General features: G+C 62.1%; 20 protein-coding genes. All 20 read right to left on the bottom strand.

From position 1 onward, the window contains the following. Positions 1-10: 10 nt before the first annotated feature. Complete coding sequence (locus D1223_RS05325) at positions 11-655, bottom strand: class I SAM-dependent methyltransferase (protein WP_119375397.1); 645 nt, start codon at positions 653-655, stop codon at positions 11-13. Positions 656-660: 5 nt separating this feature from the next. Beyond that, positions 661-1,713 (bottom strand): glycosyltransferase family 2 protein, encoded by a 1,053-nt coding sequence (locus D1223_RS05320; RefSeq protein ID WP_199288195.1) that lies wholly within the window; start codon positions 1,711-1,713, stop codon positions 661-663. A 185-nt stretch (positions 1,714-1,898) separates the two neighbouring features. Continuing rightward, positions 1,899-3,095: a methionine adenosyltransferase gene (gene metK / locus D1223_RS05315; RefSeq protein WP_119375396.1), complete on the bottom strand. Its 1,197-nt coding sequence runs from the start codon at positions 3,093-3,095 to the stop codon at positions 1,899-1,901. 71 nt (positions 3,096-3,166) lie between these two features. Continuing rightward, positions 3,167-3,580, bottom strand: coding sequence for a helix-turn-helix domain-containing protein (locus D1223_RS05310; protein ID WP_119375395.1), 414 nt, complete (start codon positions 3,578-3,580; stop codon positions 3,167-3,169). 38 nt (positions 3,581-3,618) lie between these two features. Beyond that, positions 3,619-5,259: an apolipoprotein N-acyltransferase gene (lnt, locus tag D1223_RS05305; RefSeq protein WP_119375394.1), complete on the bottom strand. Its 1,641-nt coding sequence runs from the start codon at positions 5,257-5,259 to the stop codon at positions 3,619-3,621. Continuing rightward, a complete protein-coding gene (locus D1223_RS05300) occupies positions 5,256-5,972 on the bottom strand; it encodes a hemolysin family protein (protein WP_233349506.1) in 717 nt (238 codons plus the stop codon). Before D1223_RS05300 ends, lnt begins: the two co-directional genes overlap by 4 nt. Positions 5,973-6,109: 137 nt before the next feature. Next, the gene (ybeY, locus tag D1223_RS05295) at positions 6,110-6,568 is read right to left on the bottom strand and encodes an rRNA maturation RNase YbeY (RefSeq protein ID WP_119375392.1); all 459 of its coding nucleotides are present in this window, start codon (positions 6,566-6,568) and stop codon (positions 6,110-6,112) included. Next, entirely contained in the window at positions 6,565-7,524 is a 960-nt protein-coding gene (locus tag D1223_RS05290; RefSeq protein ID WP_119375391.1) for a PhoH family protein, read from the bottom strand. The genes ybeY and D1223_RS05290 overlap by 4 nt, the downstream gene beginning before the upstream one ends. Positions 7,525-7,526: 2 nt before the next feature. Continuing rightward, entirely contained in the window at positions 7,527-8,900 is a 1,374-nt protein-coding gene (gene miaB / locus D1223_RS05285) for a tRNA (N6-isopentenyl adenosine(37)-C2)-methylthiotransferase MiaB (RefSeq protein ID WP_119375390.1), read from the bottom strand. 55 nt (positions 8,901-8,955) lie between these two features. After that, positions 8,956-9,366: a Fur family transcriptional regulator gene (locus tag D1223_RS05280; RefSeq protein ID WP_119375389.1), complete on the bottom strand. Its 411-nt coding sequence runs from the start codon at positions 9,364-9,366 to the stop codon at positions 8,956-8,958. An 8-nt stretch (positions 9,367-9,374) separates the two neighbouring features. Beyond that, positions 9,375-9,857 carry a GNAT family N-acetyltransferase gene (locus D1223_RS05275; RefSeq protein WP_158588411.1) on the bottom strand — a complete coding sequence of 161 codons (483 nt, stop codon included), beginning with the start codon at positions 9,855-9,857 and terminating at the stop codon, positions 9,375-9,377. Continuing rightward, positions 9,854-10,501 (bottom strand): tRNA (adenosine(37)-N6)-threonylcarbamoyltransferase complex dimerization subunit type 1 TsaB, encoded by a 648-nt coding sequence (tsaB, locus tag D1223_RS05270; protein ID WP_119375387.1) that lies wholly within the window; start codon positions 10,499-10,501, stop codon positions 9,854-9,856. The genes D1223_RS05275 and tsaB overlap by 4 nt, the downstream gene beginning before the upstream one ends. 9 nt (positions 10,502-10,510) lie before the next feature. Next, positions 10,511-11,113 (bottom strand): malonic semialdehyde reductase, encoded by a 603-nt coding sequence (locus D1223_RS05265; protein ID WP_119375386.1) that lies wholly within the window; start codon positions 11,111-11,113, stop codon positions 10,511-10,513. Between the two features lie 23 nt (positions 11,114-11,136). Next, positions 11,137-11,724 carry a NifU family protein gene (locus D1223_RS19210; RefSeq protein ID WP_119375385.1) on the bottom strand — a complete coding sequence of 196 codons (588 nt, stop codon included), beginning with the start codon at positions 11,722-11,724 and terminating at the stop codon, positions 11,137-11,139. A gap of 70 nt (positions 11,725-11,794) precedes the next feature. Beyond that, positions 11,795-12,862, bottom strand: coding sequence for a hypothetical protein (locus D1223_RS05255; RefSeq protein WP_119375384.1), 1,068 nt, complete (start codon positions 12,860-12,862; stop codon positions 11,795-11,797). Positions 12,863-13,006: 144 nt separating this feature from the next. Continuing rightward, positions 13,007-14,176, bottom strand: a complete 1,170-nt coding sequence (locus D1223_RS05250; protein ID WP_119375383.1) for a M23 family metallopeptidase — start codon at positions 14,174-14,176, stop codon at positions 13,007-13,009. Continuing rightward, positions 14,176-14,835, bottom strand: a complete 660-nt coding sequence (locus D1223_RS05245) for a hypothetical protein (protein ID WP_119375382.1) — start codon at positions 14,833-14,835, stop codon at positions 14,176-14,178. Before D1223_RS05245 ends, D1223_RS05250 begins: the two co-directional genes overlap by 1 nt. Before the next feature lie 6 nt (positions 14,836-14,841). Next, on the bottom strand, positions 14,842-15,372 hold the full coding sequence (locus tag D1223_RS05240; protein ID WP_119375381.1) for a hypothetical protein: 531 nt from the start codon (positions 15,370-15,372) through the stop codon (positions 14,842-14,844). Positions 15,373-15,391: 19 nt separating this feature from the next. Beyond that, positions 15,392-17,593: a S8 family peptidase gene (locus D1223_RS05235; RefSeq protein WP_119375380.1), complete on the bottom strand. Its 2,202-nt coding sequence runs from the start codon at positions 17,591-17,593 to the stop codon at positions 15,392-15,394. Between the two features lie 142 nt (positions 17,594-17,735). Further along, positions 17,736-18,689: an alpha/beta hydrolase gene (locus D1223_RS05230; protein WP_119375379.1), complete on the bottom strand. Its 954-nt coding sequence runs from the start codon at positions 18,687-18,689 to the stop codon at positions 17,736-17,738. Positions 18,690-18,698 lie beyond the last annotated feature (9 nt).

Below are 18,698 nucleotides of genomic sequence, written 5' to 3'. Positions count from 1 at the left end.
TCGCGCGCCTTCAGTCGCACCGGCAAAGCAGCATCGTCCAGGGCAGGGGCCGGCGGGTTGCGACAATGCGGGCGTGCCGGGAGACCAGGGCTTCAAACCCGGACGCCGACCAATGCTGAATATGGCCGGGCGTGTTGCCGAGCTGGCCGAGATACTTGCCGCGCGCCATGTTCATCGCGCGCCAGACCGGTTCGCGTGGCACTGAAACGAGCAGCCAGGGTTGCGCAAGCTTCGTCAGAACATCGAGCGCCCGATCTGGGTCCGGCACGTGTTCGAGCACCTCACAGCTGACGACAAGGGGCGCGCCATGGGTGGCCGGGTCGAGCGTATAAAGATCGGCGACATCAAATTGGGCGGCGGCGCCCTCGTCGCTGGCATTGGCCCGGGCTTCGGCGATGGCGCTTTCTTCAAGGTCGACGCCGCGCACGTTCAGGCCTGCGCGCTCAAGACGGAGTGACAAGTGGCCTTCTCCGCATCCGGCCTCGAACGCTTCAGCCGCACCCGACTGGGCGGCGAGCGTGTCAAATGCGCTGAGAAATCCATTCATAAGCCAACGGGCAATTGGATTGCCCGTATTGTACTTGTCGTAGTGGTTGCCAGCGACATTGTCGTAGGCGGCGATGGGGGTGTGGGAGAATGTCTGGCTCTGCGGCATGGCGTTTATCCTGCTCGCGACTGGAGGCCCGCGGGACGCTGGGCGGGATCGGTTTCAGCAAGTTCCTGGCGGACCTGGTCAAAGCGGGCGCGCTGCGAACGGGTCTCCTCACTTGCCAGTTCGGCTCGCAGCAGCCGCAGACGGATATCTTCCAGCAGGTTGCGATTGGCGGCCTGAAGCTCGGCGATGACGCCGACGGCGAAGGATACGAACGACGCCATGGCCAGCACGCTGAGCAGGATCAGCGACTGGACCTTGCCAGCCCCGTCTCCTGTCATGAAGGCCCACAGGAAACGCAGGCCGAGTACAGCGGCGCCAAGCGCAAAGACCGATCCGACCGTGAAGCAGGCCCGGAGCGGCTTGTAGGTGATGAAGACGCGCAGGATGGTGACCAGCGAACGCTGGACATAACTTGCAATGCTCTTGACCAGCCGCGACGGGCGCAGATCCTCGTTGGTGCGGACCGGCACGGACGTAATTCGCATATTCTTGCGGCCGGCCTGGATGATGGTCTCGAGCGTATAGGTGTACTCGGAAAAAACGAACATCCGCATGGCGGCTTCACGGTGGATCGCGCGGAAGCCTGAGGGGGCATCCGGGATGGACGTATTGCTGGCCACGCGGACTGCGAAGCTGCCCAGCCGCTGCAGGAACTTCTTGATGCCGGAGAAGTGCGGTGTGTCGTTGATCGGGCGCGCACCGACGACGATCTCTGCCTTGCCCTCGACAATAGGAGCGACGAGGTCGGGAATGCAGGACGCGTCGTACTGGTTGTCGGCATCTGTATTGATGATCGTGTCGGCGCCGAGCTTCAACGAGGCTTCAATGCCCGCCATGAAGCCGCGGGCAAGCCCCTGATTGTGACGCAGGGAAACGATGTGATCGACACCGTGTTCACGCGCAACGCGGACCGTATCGTCGGTCGAACCGTCATCGACGATCAGCCATTCGACGGTGTCGTAACCGGGCACCTCTCGCGGCAGGTGGCTGAGCGCAATCGCGAGGGTCTGCTCCTCGTTGAAGCACGGAATCTGAATGATCAGTTTACGGAACGCCACGACACTCACCACGCTTTTTCGGACTTTGTTTGCCCGCACGGTACTCGGCAGTGTTTGAAAAACCGTTACGCATGGCCGGTTTGCCGGCTTGCTGGCCTTGTCGGCCAAAATAAAAGACGGGCCGCGAAGGGCCCGTCTTCGTATTGTTTGCTGGCCAGAGAGCCCCTCTGGTCCTGTCGGCAAGCCTAGCTGACAAGGTCCTTCAGACTGTCGACCAGATCGGTTCTCTCCCAGGAGAATCCGCCCTCATTGTCAGGCTGGCGGCCGAAGTGGCCATAGGCGGCCGTGCGCGCATAGATCGGCTTGTTGAGACCAAGCGTCGTGCGAATCCCGCGCGGGGAAAGGTCCATGATTTCCATCAGGCGCTTTTCCAGGGCTCGCTCGTCCGTATTGGCGGTGTCATGCAGGTTCACATTGATCGACAGGGGCTGTGACACACCAATCGCGTAGGAGAGCTGAAGCGTGCAGCGTTTGGCGAGCCCGGCGGCGACCACGTTCTTTGCAAGATAGCGCGCGGCATAGGCGGCGGACCGGTCGACCTTTGTCGGGTCCTTGCCGGAGAACGCACCGCCACCATGCGGAGCAGAACCGCCATAGGTGTCGACGATGATCTTGCGGCCGGTCAGTCCTGCGTCGCCATCGGGGCCGCCGATGACGAACTTGCCGGTCGGGTTGACGTAAAGCTTCTCTTCCTTTGGCAGCCAGCCGTCCGGAAGAACTTCCTTGATGATCGGGCGGACGAGTTCGCGGACATCGCCAGCTGACAGCCCGTCGCGGTGCTGGGTCGAGACGACCACGGCATCGACGCCGATCGGCTTGCCATCGCTATAGGCCATGGTGACCTGGCTTTTCGCGTCCGGTTCGAACTCGGGGCGTTCGCCGGAATGGCGAAGCTCGGCCATACGCTTCAGGATGCGGTGGGAGAAGGAAATCGGCGCCGGCATGAGCTCGTCTGTCTCGTCGCTCGCATAGCCGAACATGATGCCCTGGTCGCCAGCGCCTTCGTCGGTATAGGTGCCGGTGCCTTCGTCCACGCCGGCAGCAATGTCCTCGGACTGGCCGTGCAGCCAGTTGTGGAGCTTCAGATACTGCCAGTGGAAGCCGCTCTGCTGATACCCGATATCCTTGATGGCATTGCGAACGACGTCTTCGATCATTTCGTGCGTGATCGTGTCGGGGCCGCGCATCTCGCCGAGCAGGGCGACCTGGTTGGTCGTTGCAGCGGTTTCGCAGGCAACGCGAACGCGCGAGGTATCATAGCCCGCCTTCAGCGCTTCCCGGAAATAGAGGTCGACGATTTCGTCAGAGACGCGGTCACAGACCTTGTCTGGATGGCCTTCAGAAACACTTTCACTGGTGAAAAGAAAATCTGCTGGGGTCAAAATAGTATCCGCTCGTTAGAGTGAGTGATCTTGCCCTGTTATAGCCTTCGGGAGGCCCCGGCTAGGCTCCTTCAGGAATTTGGTGCACTGGCTGCGGCCGCTGCCTTAATAGTCGACAGAAGGGACTTGCGAAGCTCCTCGTCCGCAATCTGCTGGAATGCGGCCAGAAGCTCCATTGCTTCCTGATCAAGCTGCGGCAGGGGCCCGGCCGGCTCGTTGTCTTCCCTTACATTTGCGGGCAAGGCGAGGTAGTCCTCAGCGCCCTCATAGAAGTACAGGATCGGGATATCGAGCACGGTCGACATCTCGTAAAGCCGTCCTGCCGAAATTCGGTTCACGCCCTTCTCGTACTTCTGGACCTGCTGAAAGGTCAGACCCAGCTTTTCGCCAAGCTGTTCCTGGGTCAGCTTCAACTCCCTGCGCCGCCAGCGCAGGCGCTGGCCGACCAGATGGTCAATCTTGCTGGGAAGTTTGCTTTCCGACATGCTTGAAATGTCTGCCTTTTACTCGACCAACGGTCTGTCTAGCGTCGCCATGAGACAAAGGCCAGAACAACAAAGCCCGTCAGGGTCAGCCAGAACAGGGCTGGACCATATCTCTGATAGGGGGTGACGGGCATCGCGGCAGGAAGCGGCGTGCGAACGACAGATGATACCCATCCGGCCGGATCACCTGTCACGCGCTGGCCGCGCGCGGTCTCCCGTCCAAGGCCATCAACCATCGCCGTAGCGCCGCGGCTCGCCACACGGGCCATGGGCAGGCCGCTCTCGATCGCGCGATAGCGGTTTTGTGCATAATGCTGGGCTGGCCCCATGCCCGCCCCGAACCAGGCATCGTTCGAGATGGTGACAATCCATCTTGCTTCTTCGCGCTGCGGACCGGCGTTCCGGGTGATCTCGGGAAACAGCCCCTCATAGCAGATGAGGGCGACGAAAGGCGGCAGGTTTGCCGGGAAAAGAACTGTCGGTTCGCTGCCCGGTTCGAACCCGCTGGTCGCGAGCTGCTGCATCGCGCTTGGCAGGAAAGCCGACATATATTCGCCGAACGGGACGATCCGGCTGGCGGGCAGTTCGCCAAAGGGCACCAGGCGATGCTTGTCATAAAGAGCGATAAGCTCGGCGCGCCCGCTTTCTGTCTGCAGAACGGCGAGGCTGTTGTGATAGACACCGTCGCGGCCATCGAAGCTGCGCCTCGTCGTGCCGACAATGAGCGAGCGCTGGCCGAGATAGGCGGAGATGACGTCCAGCGCGTAATTATTGGCCAGCAGCTCGAATGGCAGGGCGCCTTCCGGCCAGATGACGATGTCATTCGGGTCGCTCTCAATGTCGCGAAGGAATTCGCCATAGCGTTCGAGCACGGCTTCACCACGGCCGTTATACTTCTGCGCCTGAGGGATGCCGGCATCCATGAGCACGACGGTTTCTTCGCTCATCGCGGATGGCTGGGCGATACGCTGCGCACCCCAGGCCCAGCCAAAGCCGATCAGTATTACGGCCATGAGGACGGGTAGCGCCCGGCCCATGACGCCGCGCGATTCGCGCGTGTCGACCATGGCGGCTGGCGCAGCGCTGATGAACAGGGTGAGCAGCGTCAGCCAGTATACGCCGCCGATTGCGGCGGCCTGTGACAGCGCGTCCCCGGGCGACCAGGTCGTGCCAAAGATGTTCCACGGGAAGCCGCCAAAAAGGTGTCCGCGCGCCAGTTCGCTGAGTGCGAAGAATATCGAGAAGATGAAGACACGGGAGGGCGATGCAGACCAGAAGGCCCCGGCCAGCGCCGCTCCAGCACCCCAGATCAGTGCCATGCCGCCCGGTAGCGCGATCAGCGGCATCCATAGGAAGACAGCATGCTTCTCAGGTTCGATGAGAAAGGGCGAGGCGGTCCAGTGCATGCCAATCAGGAAAAAGCCGAACCCGAAGGCCCAGCCCCGCATGAACATGGCGCGGCCCCAGCGGATCATGCCGCGGGCGCCATCCATCATCCAGATGAGACAGGTGACGGAAACGATGAGGGCAGGTGTGAGGTGGAACGGTGCGAAGGCCAGCGCCGAAAATGCACCCAGCAGGGCAGCAAACCCCAGAGCACGCCAGCCAACCAGTTTGGCGAGCGCTTCGTGCAGGGGGCCAAGGGCAGTGAAGCCGTGGCTGCGAATCGCGCTGCTCACGCGGTTCCCTCGGCCGGAAGGTGCCTGACGATCAGCCGTTCGACCCGGCGGGCGTCGCCGTCCAGAATTTCGAGGTCGGCACCCGATGGGTGTCGCAGCACTTCGCCACGCAGCGGAATCTTGCCGGCAATGGCGAAGGCCAGCCCGCCCAGCGTATCCACTTCGACATCGAGGTCCGGTATGTCGAGATTGACCCCCGTCTTTTCCATGAAATCGGAAATCTCCATTCTGGCGTCCGCTTCCCATGCGTGGCGGCCACGGCGCACAACCATGGCAGGTTCTTCATCGTGTTCGTCCTCGATGTCACCCACGATCTCTTCCATGAGGTCTTCGAGGGAGACGAGGCCGTCTGTACCGCCATACTCGTCCACCACGAGCGCCATGTGAATCCGGCTCGACTGCATTTTCACAAGAAGATCAGCCAGGCGCATCGACGGCGGCACGAAAAGGATGTCGCGCCGCAGCCGCTCCAGCGGACGGTCCATTCCGTCGCCGCCACGTGCGATTTCCCCCACCACGTCCTTGATGTGAACCAGGCCGATCGGGTCATCGAGCGTTTCCCGGTAGACGGGCAGGCGCGAATGGGATTCCTCGGCATAAAGCTGGATCAGGGCCGGCAGGTCTGTGCTGAGTTCGACGCCGACAATCTCCGCCCGCGGTACCATCACATCGGCAACGCGGCCCTGTTCGAATTCGGCGAGGCGAAGTCTCATCTGCTGGGACGTATGCCGCAGCGGCCGGGCCTCCGGCGACGGCGCGTCTGGCTCAGGATCGCGCCGCCTGCGGAAACTGAATATCCGCGGACGGCGCCGTCTCTCTCGATCAGTGCTGTCGTTCATTTCCCTACACTTCAGGATTGCGCCGAGTATGGATCAGCGATGCCGAGCGTGGCAAGCGCGCGAATCTCGAGCGCCTCCATTTCACGCGCCTCTGTGTCTTCAATGTGATCATGGCCAATAAGGTGGAGGTAGCCGTGAATAACAAGATGGCTGAGATGATCTTTGAGCGAAATTCCACGCGCCTGTGCATCCCGGCTCGCAACGCCGAGACCAATCGCGACATCTCCAAGAAATGGCGCTTCAAGCGGATCGGCCGGGAATGACAGGACATCGGTCGGTTTGTCCTTGCCGCGCCAGTCGCGATTGAGCTGGTGCATTTCAGTATCGTCCGTCAGCAGCAGGTCGATCTCACCGGCCCGGCCTGTGAGGGCATGGGCTGCCGACAGCGCGGCATCGCACACGCTCGCGGCATCGCCCACCGCCTGGCTCCAGCCTTCGGCTTCAATCCGTAAATCCAGGACGACGCTCATCGGCTTGTTTCAGCGTCCTTGTCATACGCGCGAATGATGCGCGAAACGAGGGCGTGACGGCGCACATCATTGGCTGAGAATTCGACGACGCCGACGCCTTCGACGCCGTCCAGGATCTTCAGCGCATGGGCAAGGCCGGAAGGCGTTTTCGGCGGCAGGTCGACCTGTCCGGGGTCGCCGGTGACGACCATGCGGGAATCTCGGCCAAGGCGCGTCAGCACCATCTTGGTCTGGCCGACCGTGGCGTTCTGCGCCTCATCCATGATGACGAAGGCATTCTTCAGGGTGCGCCCGCGCATGAAAGCCAGCGGGGCGACTTCGATGATCTTCTTCTCGCGCATCCGGTCGACCTGATCGGGCCCGAGCACCTCGTTCAGCGCATCCCAGATCGGACGCAGATAGGGCTCGACCTTCTCTTCAAGGTCGCCCGGAAGGAAGCCAAGATTCTCGCCTGCCTCGACGGCCGGGCGCGTGATGATCAGGCGTTCCTTGGTCTTCTTGCGAAGCTCCGCGGCCCCTGCCGCCACGGCGAGGAATGTCTTGCCGGTGCCAGCCGGGCCGACACCGAAGACAAGATCGGTGCCCGGACGGGTCAGCTTGTCGATATAGGAAGCCTGGGTCTTGGTCTGCGGCATGATCGGCACCCGAAGCCCGGACAGTGACCCATAGCTTTCTGCCGGCGCCCGTGCCTGGTCGATCGCACCTTCGAAAGCATCTTCACCAGCGGACGGGTTGGCCTTGAGCATGCGTTCAAAGGCAGCAAGCGTGGCTTCCGCCATCCCAACAGCATCGGGTGAGCCGGATAGCTTGATACTGCCGCCCTGGCTTTCAGCTTCAAGCTTGCCATCGATCAGCGCCATTTCCAGCTTCATCAGGTTGCGATGCTGAGGGCCGCAGATAGATGGGAGCTGTGACGGATTCTCGGGCGTGTAGAGGCGGGTGATCGTGCCTTTCAAGGTCAGGCAACCTCTACCGCAGCCACGTATTCGCCAGCGAGCGAGTTCAGCGTCGCGCCGACGACCTTCACATCGACGATCTGCCCCATCAGGGATTCAGGCGCATCGAAGTGAACGGCCTGCATCCAGGGGCTGCGGCCATGAAGCTGGCCGGGGTTGCGACCCTTGCCGGTGACAAGTACCGGGATGGTCTCGCCAATCTTGGACGCATTGAAGCTCGCCTGCTGGTCGCGCAACAGGGCCTGCAGACGTTGCAGACGCTCGTCCTTCACCTCTTCCGGCACATGGCCGAACATATCGGCCGCCGGCGTTCCGGGACGGGCAGAATATTTGAATGAATAGGCAATGGCGTAGCCGACTTCGCGCACGAGGCTCATCGTGTCCTCGAAATCCTGGTCGCTTTCGCCCGGGAAGCCGACGATGAAATCGCTGGCGAGCGCCATGTCGGGCCGCGCATCGCGCATCTTCCGCATGATGTCGAGATAGTGCTCTGCCGTGTGGCCACGGTTCATCGCCTTGAGAATGCGATCCGAGCCCGACTGGACCGGCAGGTGCAGGAAGGGCATCAGCTGCGGTACCTCAGCGTGCGCCGCGACCAGGTCATCATCCATGTCGCGAGGGTGGCTGGTCGTGTACCGGATCCGGTCAAAGCCGCCAATCCTGGCAAGGTGACGGGCAAGCTTGCCAAGGCCCCACTCTTCGCCGCCCTCAAGCTTTGGCGCGGCGCCGTGCCAGGCATTGACGTTCTGGCCGAGCAGCGTGACTTCGCGCACGCCTTGCGCAGCAAGGCTTCGGGCTTCGAGCGTGATGTCGTCCACGGGGCGGGAGAGCTCGGCGCCGCGCGTATAGGGCACGACGCAGAACGTGCAGAACTTGTCACAACCTTCCTGCACCGACAGGAAAGCCGTCGGGCCGTCAGCTTCGCGCGCCTTTGGCAGGGCGTCGAACTTTTCCAGCGTTTCGAATTCCGTCTCCAGGCGCTCACCCACGGCGCGGCTCGCCCGCGCCACCATTTCCGGCAGCTTGTGATAGGCTTGCGGGCCGAGGACGAGGTCGACCGCGGGCTGGCGGCGCATGATCTCGGCGCCTTCTGCCTGCGCGACGCAACCTGCCACGGCGATCGTCATCTTGCCGCCGGCGGCCTCTTTCAGCTTCTTGATCTGGCCAAGCTCGGAATAGACCTTTTCCGTCGCTTTTTCTCGGATATGACAGGTGTTCAGCACGACGAGGTCGGCATTTTCGGCCGTATCGACCGGCTGGTAGCCGAGCGGGCGCAGCACATCGCGCATGCGCTCTGAGTCATACACATTCATCTGGCAGCCATACGTCTTGATGAAAAGACGCTTCGGCTCGGGTCGCGAAGTCTGGGTGGTCATCCGCGCGCTTATGACTCAAAAGCGTCTTTCAGGCCAGAGTCAGGTGTAAGTGACATCAGTCCTTCTTGAGTGGTACGCCGTAAAGCTCAAGGCGGTGGTCGACGAGCTTGTAGCCGAGGCGCTCGGCAATCTCGACCTGTAGACGTTCGATCTCTTCAGAGTGGAACTCGACAACGTCGCCGGACTTCACATCGATCAGGTGGTCGTGGTGCTCGGTTGGCACTTCCTCGAAGCGGGCGCGCCCGTCGCGGAATTCGTGACGTTCGATGATGCCGCTCTCTTCGAACAGTTTCACTGTCCGGTACACGGTTGCGAGCGAGATGGAATTATCCAGTTCGTTCGCCCGCCGATGCAGTTCCTCGGCATCCGGGTGGTCGTCCGCGACGGACAGCACGCGCGCGATGACGCGGCGCTGCTCCGTCATTCTGAGGCCTTTTTCGGCGCAAAGTTTTTCAAGCCGATCCATAGCGTCCTTCATGCCTCCGATTCATTAGCCTGTCCAGCAATTGAGCGCGACATGAGCACGGCGTCCACCTGTGTCCCGTCGCTGCGTTCATAATAGTTCCTGCGCCGGCCATCGGCGAGGAATCCGCTGCTTTCATAGAATGCTGTCGCGGCGCCATTGTCAGCGGCAACGTCGAGACAGAGCCGGTTGACGCCATATGGACCAAGCAGGCGGACCAGTCCATTGAGCAGGTCGGTCGCGAGGCCGGCGCGGCGATAATCCGGATCCACGCACATGGTCAGGATGTCTGCGTCAGGCGGAGTGTTCTGGGCCAGTATCATGCCGGAAAGTCGCTCGCCCGCCTCTGTTGCGAGCCCTATCGTTGTCGGCAGCGCAAGCGTGTCCCGGAAGGACCAGGCGCTCCAGGCCTCATCGGGCGGGAAGCAACGGGCATGAAGCGCGTGCACGCCAGCGGCGTCCTCGCGCGTCAGGAGCCTGACAGAGTGGGTCACGGGCGCTTTCCGCCGGGCAGGGCGGCATCCGGCGCGCGGACATATACAGGGCTGGCCTTCATCTTGTCCGGGTCGGCCCGGAGCGCGATCACTGCGGCGCGGGCGGCTGTCGGTCGGGCGGGATGGATATTGGCGCCGCCGAGGGCGTCTTCCAGTGCAACCAGCCCGTCGCCATAGACGAAATGCGGATGCGCTTTCAGTTCTGCCGCGAGTGCATCCAGTCCAATTTCTTCAGGTTCGGTTACCGCGTCGCCGGACCGGAATCGCTGCGCCCAGTAACTGATGTCCGGCGGACGGCGCTTTGCTGGCAGGAGTACAATGGCCGACCCCTGTTGGCCGGTGGGCAAGGCTGCTTCGAGACTGGTGACGCCGATACAGGGTTTGCCCAATGCCAGGGCGAGGCCCCGGGCGAAGGAAATGCCGACACGCACGCCGGTAAAGCTCCCCGGCCCGGTGACAACGGCCAAACGGTCAATATCGGACAGGGTCACACCAGCGGCGCGCACAGTCTCATCGACGAGACCCGGCAGGCGCGCATCCTGTCCGCGCACCATTTCATCCTTCGCCTCAGCCAGGACAGCTTCGTCTTCCACGATGGCGACATCGCAGGCTGGCCCCGATGTATCAATGGATAGGACCAGCATGATGAAAAATCAGATGATCTGGCAGGCGTCTTCGAACGAAAGCCGCGGGCTGCGCGGGAAGATGGTGCTTTCGTCGCCATGGCCGATCGAGCAAATGAAGTTCGAACGCCAATGGTGGGTGCCATCCTTCTCGGCGAAGAATTCAAGGTCGACGCCATCCTGGTTGAAGCCGGACATCGGGCCGCAATCGAGGCCGAGCGCCCGCGCAGCGAGCATCAGATAGGCGCCCTGAAGCGTGCCGTTCCGATCGGCGGTTTCGATCCGCTTGTCCTTGTCCTTGAACCAGTCCTTGGCACCGGGATTGTGCGGGAAGAGCTCTGGAATCTTTTCCTGGAACATCAGGTCATTTGCGATAATGCAAACCCACGGCGCCGTCAGGACCTTGGTCTGGTTGCCTTCGGAGACATGTTTCGCCAGCCGTTTCTTGCCGTCTTCGGAGTGAACGAAGACAAAGCGGGCCGGACTGCAATTGGCGCTGGTCGGGCCCATTTTAGTGAGGTCATAGACCGCGCGGATCAGGGTTTCGGGAACGGGCTTGTCGAGCCAGCCATTGTAGCTTCTGCCTTTGCGCCAGATCAGGTCCAGCGCGTAGTCATTGACTGGATCAGCCATTCAAAACCTCCGAATTCATTCTCCTAAAGCGCAGCTTCTACAGCATTTACTTCCGGAATATAGGCCTTCAACATGTTTTCTATGCCCTGTTTAAGGGTCATCGTGGAAGAAGGACACCCCGCGCAAGCGCCGCGCATCGACAGGTGGACGATGCCGCTGTCGGAATCAAAGCGCTGGAAGATGATGTCGCCGCCATCCTGAGCAACGGCCGGGCGGACTCGCGTCTCGATCAGCTCAAGGATCTCCTCGACGATCTCGGCTGTCTCACCTTCATAGTCGGCCGCACTTGTCACGCCGTCTATCTCTGCTGACGCAGTGACCCCCTCGTCGATGACGGGAAGCCCGGCGACATAGTGGTCCATGATCGCGGCCAGCACCATCGGGCGCACATGTTTCCAGTCGGTCGCTTCCTCCTTGCTGACCGAGAGGAAGTCAGCGCCGAGAAACACGCGCGTGACACCTGAAACGGAGAACACTGCGCGCGCCAGAGGGCTGATGCCGGCTTCGGATTCGCTGGCGAAGTCGAACGGGCCAGCAGAGCCGGCTACGGTTTCCCCTGGCAGGAACTTGATCGTGTCCGGATTCGGGGTCGGCTCAGTCTGAATGAACATGGGTCTGCCTGCTTTGGTCACTGGAGGCAGAAATGGACCGTCGGGCCTGTGCTTTCAAGCCGGTGCTGTCTCAGGAGTCAGTCGCGTCGGCGCTTTCGCCGGCTTCCTGTTCGGCCTGTGCAGCCAGTCGGGCCTGTTCTTCCGACAGCAGGGCCGCGCCCAGTTCTCGCGTCGAGTCGCCGGCCTGACGGAGGTAGAAAGCCATCATGGCGAGATGATCGGCCATGAGCCGGGCGTCCCCCGCCTGGTTCGAGACAAAGATGGGATCAAGCTCAGCGGCCCGACGCCAATAGGCCTCGATCTGGTCGAGGCGGGACTCGACCGAATTGCGAACGGCGATGTCCGGCTCAGACACGAGGCTTGCGGTAAGGATCTGGCTGACAACCTGGGCACGGGCGCGGGCCTCGAAAAAGACCTGGATATCTTCCTTTGACGCCGGCCATCCTTCCCGCGTGCCGATCCGCTGGCTGAGCCGCTCATAGGAGTTGTCCGCCCATCCGGAAAACAGCGCCAGCTCATCGACGATGTCGGTAACGCCAGAGGGCCTTGAGGCGAGGTTGCGTTCGAGCCGGCCTTCATAGCGCGCCAGCGCTTCAGCAGCAGCCGTCAGCCGGGGGGTCTGGTCCAGCCCTGCTTCCGGCATCAGAAGCCTCGCCGCGGCAGACAGATCAGGATCGGGATTGCCATCCGGCGTCTGGGATTTTCCGGCCATGAGCCGCGAGAACTGGCTGAGAGAGGTCGCCAGAGCGTTTTGCCAGGCTGGCAAAGCAGTCAGGCGCGCCTGGGGATGCCAGCCAGGGCGATCGGCCGCCCAGCCAGGACCTTCTATCTCGCGGCCGATCAGCGTCACGACGACGCCGGTCTCGGGTGACGCCCATGGCGATTCTGCCGACAGGATGACCGGACTGTCATTGATTTCGTGCGATGCGACGATGAGCGCCGGGTAAAATCCGACAAGAGCCAGCACAGCGAGGACCTGAAGGGTTTTCACGAAACGGCGCCACCAGAGCGACGCCGTGTGCATCAGCGGAGAGGGTTCTGCTTCGTCGAGATACGGGGCTGGTAGATCCGTCCCGATCAGCGTTACCGACTTGCCCTCATGGCGCGGCTGGACGGGCAGCTTCTCCACATTGCTCATGGCTATTTTACTCGATCCTGCTACGCGCCCCGCAGACCAAAGTGTTGCCGCACAGCAACATCTTAGCAAGCGGTTAACGCATTAAAATTCTTTCAACAGCAGGACTGCACGCAATTCATGCGCCAGACCCGGGCCGGGAGCTGCTTATTCCGGGTCCGTCACCAGCTCCGGATCGGGCATGACGAAAGCCTCCGTGATAACCGGTGCATCCGGGCCCTCCAGCGCAGGTGTGGTTGCGGCCGCCACGGCGACATTCGGAACAATTTCCTCGCCAATCCCGCTTTCGCGCCTTTCATAGGCCGCGACGAGCGAGGTGTATGGCGGAACGTGAACCCAGCCGCTGTCGGCGGTGTTCTGCAGTAGCTCGAAATGCAGGTGGAAGGTCGTTGCCGTGCCACCAAAATCATTCGAGACATAACCCAGCGTCTGGCCCTTCGTCACGGTATCGCCTTGTGAAACCTGAAGCGCGCGCATGTTCATGTGCATGTACTTGTAGATGCGCGGCCCGGCCCGGAGCGTGACGGTATAGGTGCCGATAGACTGGATGATGCCGTCCTCGGTCGCGACGACTTCATAGAGGGCGCGCTCGGCCGGCGCCGTACGGCGAAGCTCGTTACAGCCTTCGGCCGTACCGACACGAATGTCCTGACCCTGATGGATCCGGCTGACCGGGCAGTAGGGTGAGTTGCGGTTGGACGAGCGTGTTTCGCAGAAATTGTCGCGCCATGGATACTCATAATTGCGCGGATCGCACTGGTCTCCGCCTTTCATGCCGCCACCATAGCCCCAGACCTGGGACTGCAGGAAAGCGGGCGCCGACTTGATCGGAAATCGCATCTCCGGAGAGAACACAGCTTCGGTTTCCTGCGTGCCGGTGCCGGAGCCTGGTTCGAGTTGGCCCGGTTCGACGAAGGAGAATACGACGACGGGCTCGGGCTCGGGCTCAGGGTCCGGTTGCGGGTCTTCGGGCTGCGGGTCCGGATCAACCGGATCACTCGCATCCGGCTCGTCAGATGAGTCCGTGCCGTTGCTGTCGCTGGCGTCGCTTTCATCCGGCGTGTCGCTTGAGGCATCCGGATCCGGACTGTCCGGTGTCTCTGTATCCGGCTCATCAACGGTGACAGGTTCGTCGCTGTCGCCAGTTCCGTACGGATCGTCCACCGGCTGGCTTGGCGGTGCCGGGCCGGGTGCCCCGGGCGGCGTTTCCGGCTTGTATTCATTGTCGCGTCCGTCACCCGGATACCGGATGGCGTCGCAAGCCGCTATTGCCAGCAGGATGAGTGCCAGCATGAAGCTCCACAAGAGTCGTGTCATCACTGAGTCCCCGAGATCACGATTTCTTCTGCGACAGCCAAGGCTTCATCTTCGGTGATGCAGCTGCCACCCTCTTCCCCCGAGCCCAGGCATTCGAATTCGACCATATAATCAGCGCCATAGCGTGAGAATGAGACGATGGCGCCGGTTGATGTCTCGACATATCGCATGTCTTCCGACTCACCGTCACCAGGCGAACCGCCCGGCACATTCGTCACCTCATTGGTGCCATTCACGATGAGATTATAGTCCTCGCCGGGATAGACAGCGAAATAGCCGTCCGGGACCGGCCGGAATTGTGGTTGCGGCCCGCCAGCGCTGGCCGTGCGCACAGGTCCGGACGGCAGGAGCACCGGCACAGGCGGCGCCGATCCGCCGCTCTGAATGTTGAATGTGGTTTCGCGCTCACCTGAGGCAGCAAGATCCCGGCGGGCCGCTTCCCAGTCGATTTCGCTCTTGGCCGTGACCGATGCCGGCTTGACCGTGTCGGCCTCGACCGGCGTTGCCTCTGGCGGGCCCGCATCGGTTTCAACGGACTCGACCTCGGCCGTTCCGGATGGCGGCGGAGATTCTGCAGGCTCGTCACCCCATTTGAGGTCGCAGCCCGCGACCGCGATGCACAAAGCCGCCGAAAGCGCGATTCCCACCCGTTCAACCATGACCTGCTAGCCTTCCTTGCTGGGTTGTGCCGAATAGTCTGGCTCAACATAGGCGACATTGTCCATCGCCTCGATGGCCGCGATGACGTCTTTCATGTCCCGTGATCCCGATCCGGTCAGCACGAGTTCACCGGAATAGCTGGCACGCTCTAGGGTGAGGCCGCGCAGCGCCGGTTTGTCAGCCGCCCACGCGCGGAACTTCGCTCGAGTCCCGTCGGGATCCTTGCGAAAGGTCTTTCCGAGATCGGCGATTTCCGGCTCGTTGCGGAACTTCACGATGATGGCGAACGCCGCGGTCGCGGCCAGTGGCGATGATTGCGCGGTGAAGACTTCGCCTTCCTCAGGCACCGGTGCGTCGTTGGCCTCGGACGAGGCGGTGGACGTCTGAGCGGGCGCGAATGAAGAGGCTGTCGTGGAATTGTCGCCTCCGTTCAGCCAGGCCACGCCACAGGCCGCACACAAGGACACGCCGACAGCCGCGATTCCAATCTGGCTGCCGGGCCAGTTTTTCGATGGAGTGTCCTTGCTGTCGGTCAATCGCTTTGTCCTGTCCTGACTACTCGTCCAGTTTGATATTGCTCAGATTCAGCATGCCGCCGCCACACGGGCGCTTGCACAGATCGGGCGAACCCTCGATCGGCTCGGCCCCTGGATACTGAACGCACAAGCCGGAACATTGTTCTTGGCTGCGGGGTGTCAGGGCCGACATCAGCACATCGGACAAGGCATTGCCGCTTAGCGACGGGCGCTTGCTCTTGATCAGGGCAAGCGCGGCCGAGACGTGCGGGGCCGCCATGCTGGTGCCTTGCTCATAGGCATAGAAGCAATCGTCGATACCCTCATTGGTGACCGGGTCGACACAGTCATGCGCTGTCTTGGTCGACAGGATGCCATCCGGCCGGCCGTCACCATTGTCGTCGCGCGTAAGATCGCCGCCCGGCGCGAGGATATCGACTTCTGCACCATAGTTGGAATAGGGCGCCATGATTCCCCGCGCATCGCCTGCGGCAACCGAAATCACATTGTTGCAGCCGCCGGGCGCGTAATACTGCGTCGAGACCTTGTCGTTTCCGGCTGCGGCCACGACGACCACGCCGCGCTCGACAACCTCGTCGATGGCGTCCTGCATCGAGGCAGGGCAGAAGCGGAAAATGCCGATGGACAGGTTGATGATATCGGCCGGATTGTCGTTCCAGACCTCGTTGCCGAGTTCGTCATACTCGGGAATGAGCCCACCCGCCCAGCGGATGGCGTCATTGATGTCGGAGAGACGGCCACCGCATTTTCCGAGTGCGCGGACCGGGACGATTTTCACGTTCCATGCGCCACCAGCAACGCCTGCTGCATTGTTGGTTACGCTCGCACCGACCGTGCCGGCCACATGCGTGCCGTGATAGGTGTTCTCGTAAACGAATTCCTCCGGGCATACGTCGCCGGGATCGTTGGGATCGGGGTCCCGGCTGTCGCCGTCATTGGCCATGTTTATGTCGGTAACCATGTCCCAGCCCTTGGCGAGGTTGGGCGAGTCCTTGATATCGGGGTGATCCATTTCGAGGCCCGTATCGACCACGGCGACAACCACTTCGCCGGAGCCTTGTGTCGCCTGGCTTGTCCAGAAATCGACGAAGCCTGCGCCGCCTTGGGATTTGCCTTCGCCTATGCCCTGACCAAGAAAGTTCCATTGCAGGCTCCATAGCGGATCGTTCGGCGTGATCGTGGACGTCGTCGACGGGCCGCCATTCTTCGGACGCCGGATCATCTGGTGATGATAGACCCAGTCCTTCTCGACATATTCGAAATCGCCGCTGTTCTGCAGGTCCCGGATGACGCAGACCGTTGCCAGCCGCGGGTCTGCCTGCAGCTGCTCGGCGGTCGGGTTTTCAGGGCATTCCAGACCGTCATCCTCCGCGATAGGCGGGGCCAGCTTGTCATTGGCGTCGTACCGGGTCGGGCTCATCGCACGCGAGCCGACCTCGATGACCATCTGGCCGGACCGTGAGCGCTGGATATTGGCAGCAAGGCCATAGCGTTGCGCCGTTTCGATCATGCGCGTCTCGGCTACCATCTGGGACGACATCGCTGCGCGCGGCATCATCAGGCGGCGCTCCGCCAATTTGGGTGGAAGAGGCTCTTGTGGTGCTGCGGCGCCGCCATCTGGCGACACGTCGGCTTCGGGTATCGAGAGTGTACGCTCCCCGAGCGGGGCCCTGAGCGCCTTGGAATCCTGAATGACTTCCCTTGATACTATCCCGCCAGACGCTGAGAGGTCGCGCGATCGCGGATCGATGGCGATAATGCGCCGGCTGCTCGTGGCCGAGCGGCTGATCGATCTCGGTGCCTCGACGCTGGCGGCCACGGACTCGCCGGATTCCATCATGGCGAGGTCCTCTTCAGAAGGCACGACAATGACGGCGTCGGCTTCATCGCCGGCGACATAGGCGTCGTAGTCAGCCATGGTGGGGACGTTGAGCGAGCGGGATGCAGAAGCCGGCGGAGGCATGTCGCGTGGTTTCGCGACGATTGAGCCGACAACGAATTTCTGCGGGGCGGTCGCCCCAGGCAGGACGGGCGAGGCTTCGAGGATTTTTCCGGCAAGGGCCCTCGCCGAGACTGGCGCTGATTGCATCGCATCGCGCTCTGCACCAGACCCGCCGCCGAGCTGGTCGAGCACGCCGCGGCTGATGTCCTCAAGGCGATCGACACGTTCGTCGGTCCGATCGCAGGCGGCCAGGCCGAGGCATAGTCCCAGCCCGGTCATAGCGGCCACCAACTTGTTACGGAAAATCATCGTCTTGCTATCCCTGTCACTCAGGCCACCCCCGCATTGGCGATGATAACCACATGTTAACCGAAATTTCGAGGCCCGCGCCGATGTGAATTTGAATGGCCTGGAGTGGGCGTCAGATTGCCCCGAGAGCGGAGCCGACAACCTCGCCGGCTTCACGGATCGCCTCGCGGGCCGGCATCGAAACGGCCGTCAGGTTCATGAATCCATGCACCATGCCGGGATGCTCGCGGATTGTAACAGGAACGCCGTGGGCCGCCAGTTTGGCGGCGTAGGCCCGGCCCTCGTCCTTGAGGGGGTCCCAGCCGCAAAGGACCAGATGAGCCGGCGGCAGGCCCCGGAAAGACGCATCATCGGCGAACAGGGGCGATACGCGCGGATCCATACGATCGGTATCGGAGTGGATGTAGGCGTCCCGGAAATAGTCGAACAGGTTCTGCGAAATGAAGAAGCCTTCCTGGAAGCTGGATTTCTTCGACCGGATGTCGGCAAACTGGACCAGCGGGTAGAGAAGCAGCTGGAAGGCCGGCAGCGGACCGCTTGCCCGATTCATCTCCTGGGCGAGGAAGGCCGACAGGTTGCCGCCAGCGCTGTCGCCTGCGACACAAAGCCGATCCGGGTCCATGGCCAGAACATCCGTACGCTGGGTGGCCCATTCCCAAGCGGCGACCGCATCTTGATGGGCCGCCGGGAAGGGGTGTTCGGGCGCCAGCCGGTAATCGACTGAAAGAACGCGGCACCTCGAGGCAGCGGCCAGGCGCCGACATATCATGTCATGGCTGTCGAGATCGCCGAGGACGAAACCCCCGCCATGAAAGAAAACGATGCCCGGACCCGGTCCTATACCTGCGCCCAGAGGCGTGTAGAGCCGACCTCTCAAGGCCCCATCGGCGCCATCGACCGGCAGGGTCGAGATTTCTGCAAGTTCTGGCGCATCGCGCTCGACCGCCCGGCTGGCACGATAGAAGCTCTGGCGCAGGCGATCGGTCGACTGTTTCCAGTCGAGCCCCGAAAAATCGGGCAGCTTGAAACGGTCCAGGAAGGACTTGATGGTCTCGTCGATGGCCATGAGCCGCAC

Source organism: Henriciella mobilis (genome assembly GCF_003576285.1).
In the GTDB taxonomy this organism is placed as follows: domain Bacteria; phylum Pseudomonadota; class Alphaproteobacteria; order Caulobacterales; family Hyphomonadaceae; genus Henriciella; species Henriciella mobilis.
The sequence above is the reverse complement of the archived record's forward strand: the minus strand, read 5'-3'. Positions and strand labels throughout refer to the sequence as shown.

Coding starts and splice junctions, on each gene's coding strand:
- D1223_RS05280 (WP_119375389.1), bottom strand. CDS start 9,366: ATGGATCGGCTTGAAAAACTTTGCGCCGAAAAAGGCCTCAGAATGACG.
- miaB (WP_119375390.1), bottom strand. CDS start 8,900: ATGACCACCCAGACTTCGCGACCCGAGCCGAAGCGTCTTTTCATCAAG.
- D1223_RS05245 (WP_119375382.1), bottom strand. CDS start 14,835: ATGGTTGAACGGGTGGGAATCGCGCTTTCGGCGGCTTTGTGCATCGCG.
- D1223_RS05230 (WP_119375379.1), bottom strand. CDS start 18,689: ATGGCCATCGACGAGACCATCAAGTCCTTCCTGGACCGTTTCAAGCTG.
- D1223_RS05235 (WP_119375380.1), bottom strand. CDS start 17,593: ATGACCGGGCTGGGACTATGCCTCGGCCTGGCCGCCTGCGATCGGACC.
- tsaB (WP_119375387.1), bottom strand. CDS start 10,501: ATGCTGGTCCTATCCATTGATACATCGGGGCCAGCCTGCGATGTCGCC.
- ybeY (WP_119375392.1), bottom strand. CDS start 6,568: ATGAGCGTCGTCCTGGATTTACGGATTGAAGCCGAAGGCTGGAGCCAG.
- D1223_RS05250 (WP_119375383.1), bottom strand. CDS start 14,176: ATGACACGACTCTTGTGGAGCTTCATGCTGGCACTCATCCTGCTGGCA.
- D1223_RS19210 (WP_119375385.1), bottom strand. CDS start 11,724: ATGTTCATTCAGACTGAGCCGACCCCGAATCCGGACACGATCAAGTTC.
- D1223_RS05325 (WP_119375397.1), bottom strand. CDS start 655: ATGCCGCAGAGCCAGACATTCTCCCACACCCCCATCGCCGCCTACGAC.
- D1223_RS05300 (WP_233349506.1), bottom strand. CDS start 5,972: ATGAGACTTCGCCTCGCCGAATTCGAACAGGGCCGCGTTGCCGATGTG.
- D1223_RS05310 (WP_119375395.1), bottom strand. CDS start 3,580: ATGTCGGAAAGCAAACTTCCCAGCAAGATTGACCATCTGGTCGGCCAG.
- D1223_RS05265 (WP_119375386.1), bottom strand. CDS start 11,113: ATGGCTGATCCAGTCAATGACTACGCGCTGGACCTGATCTGGCGCAAA.
- D1223_RS05255 (WP_119375384.1), bottom strand. CDS start 12,862: ATGAGCAATGTGGAGAAGCTGCCCGTCCAGCCGCGCCATGAGGGCAAG.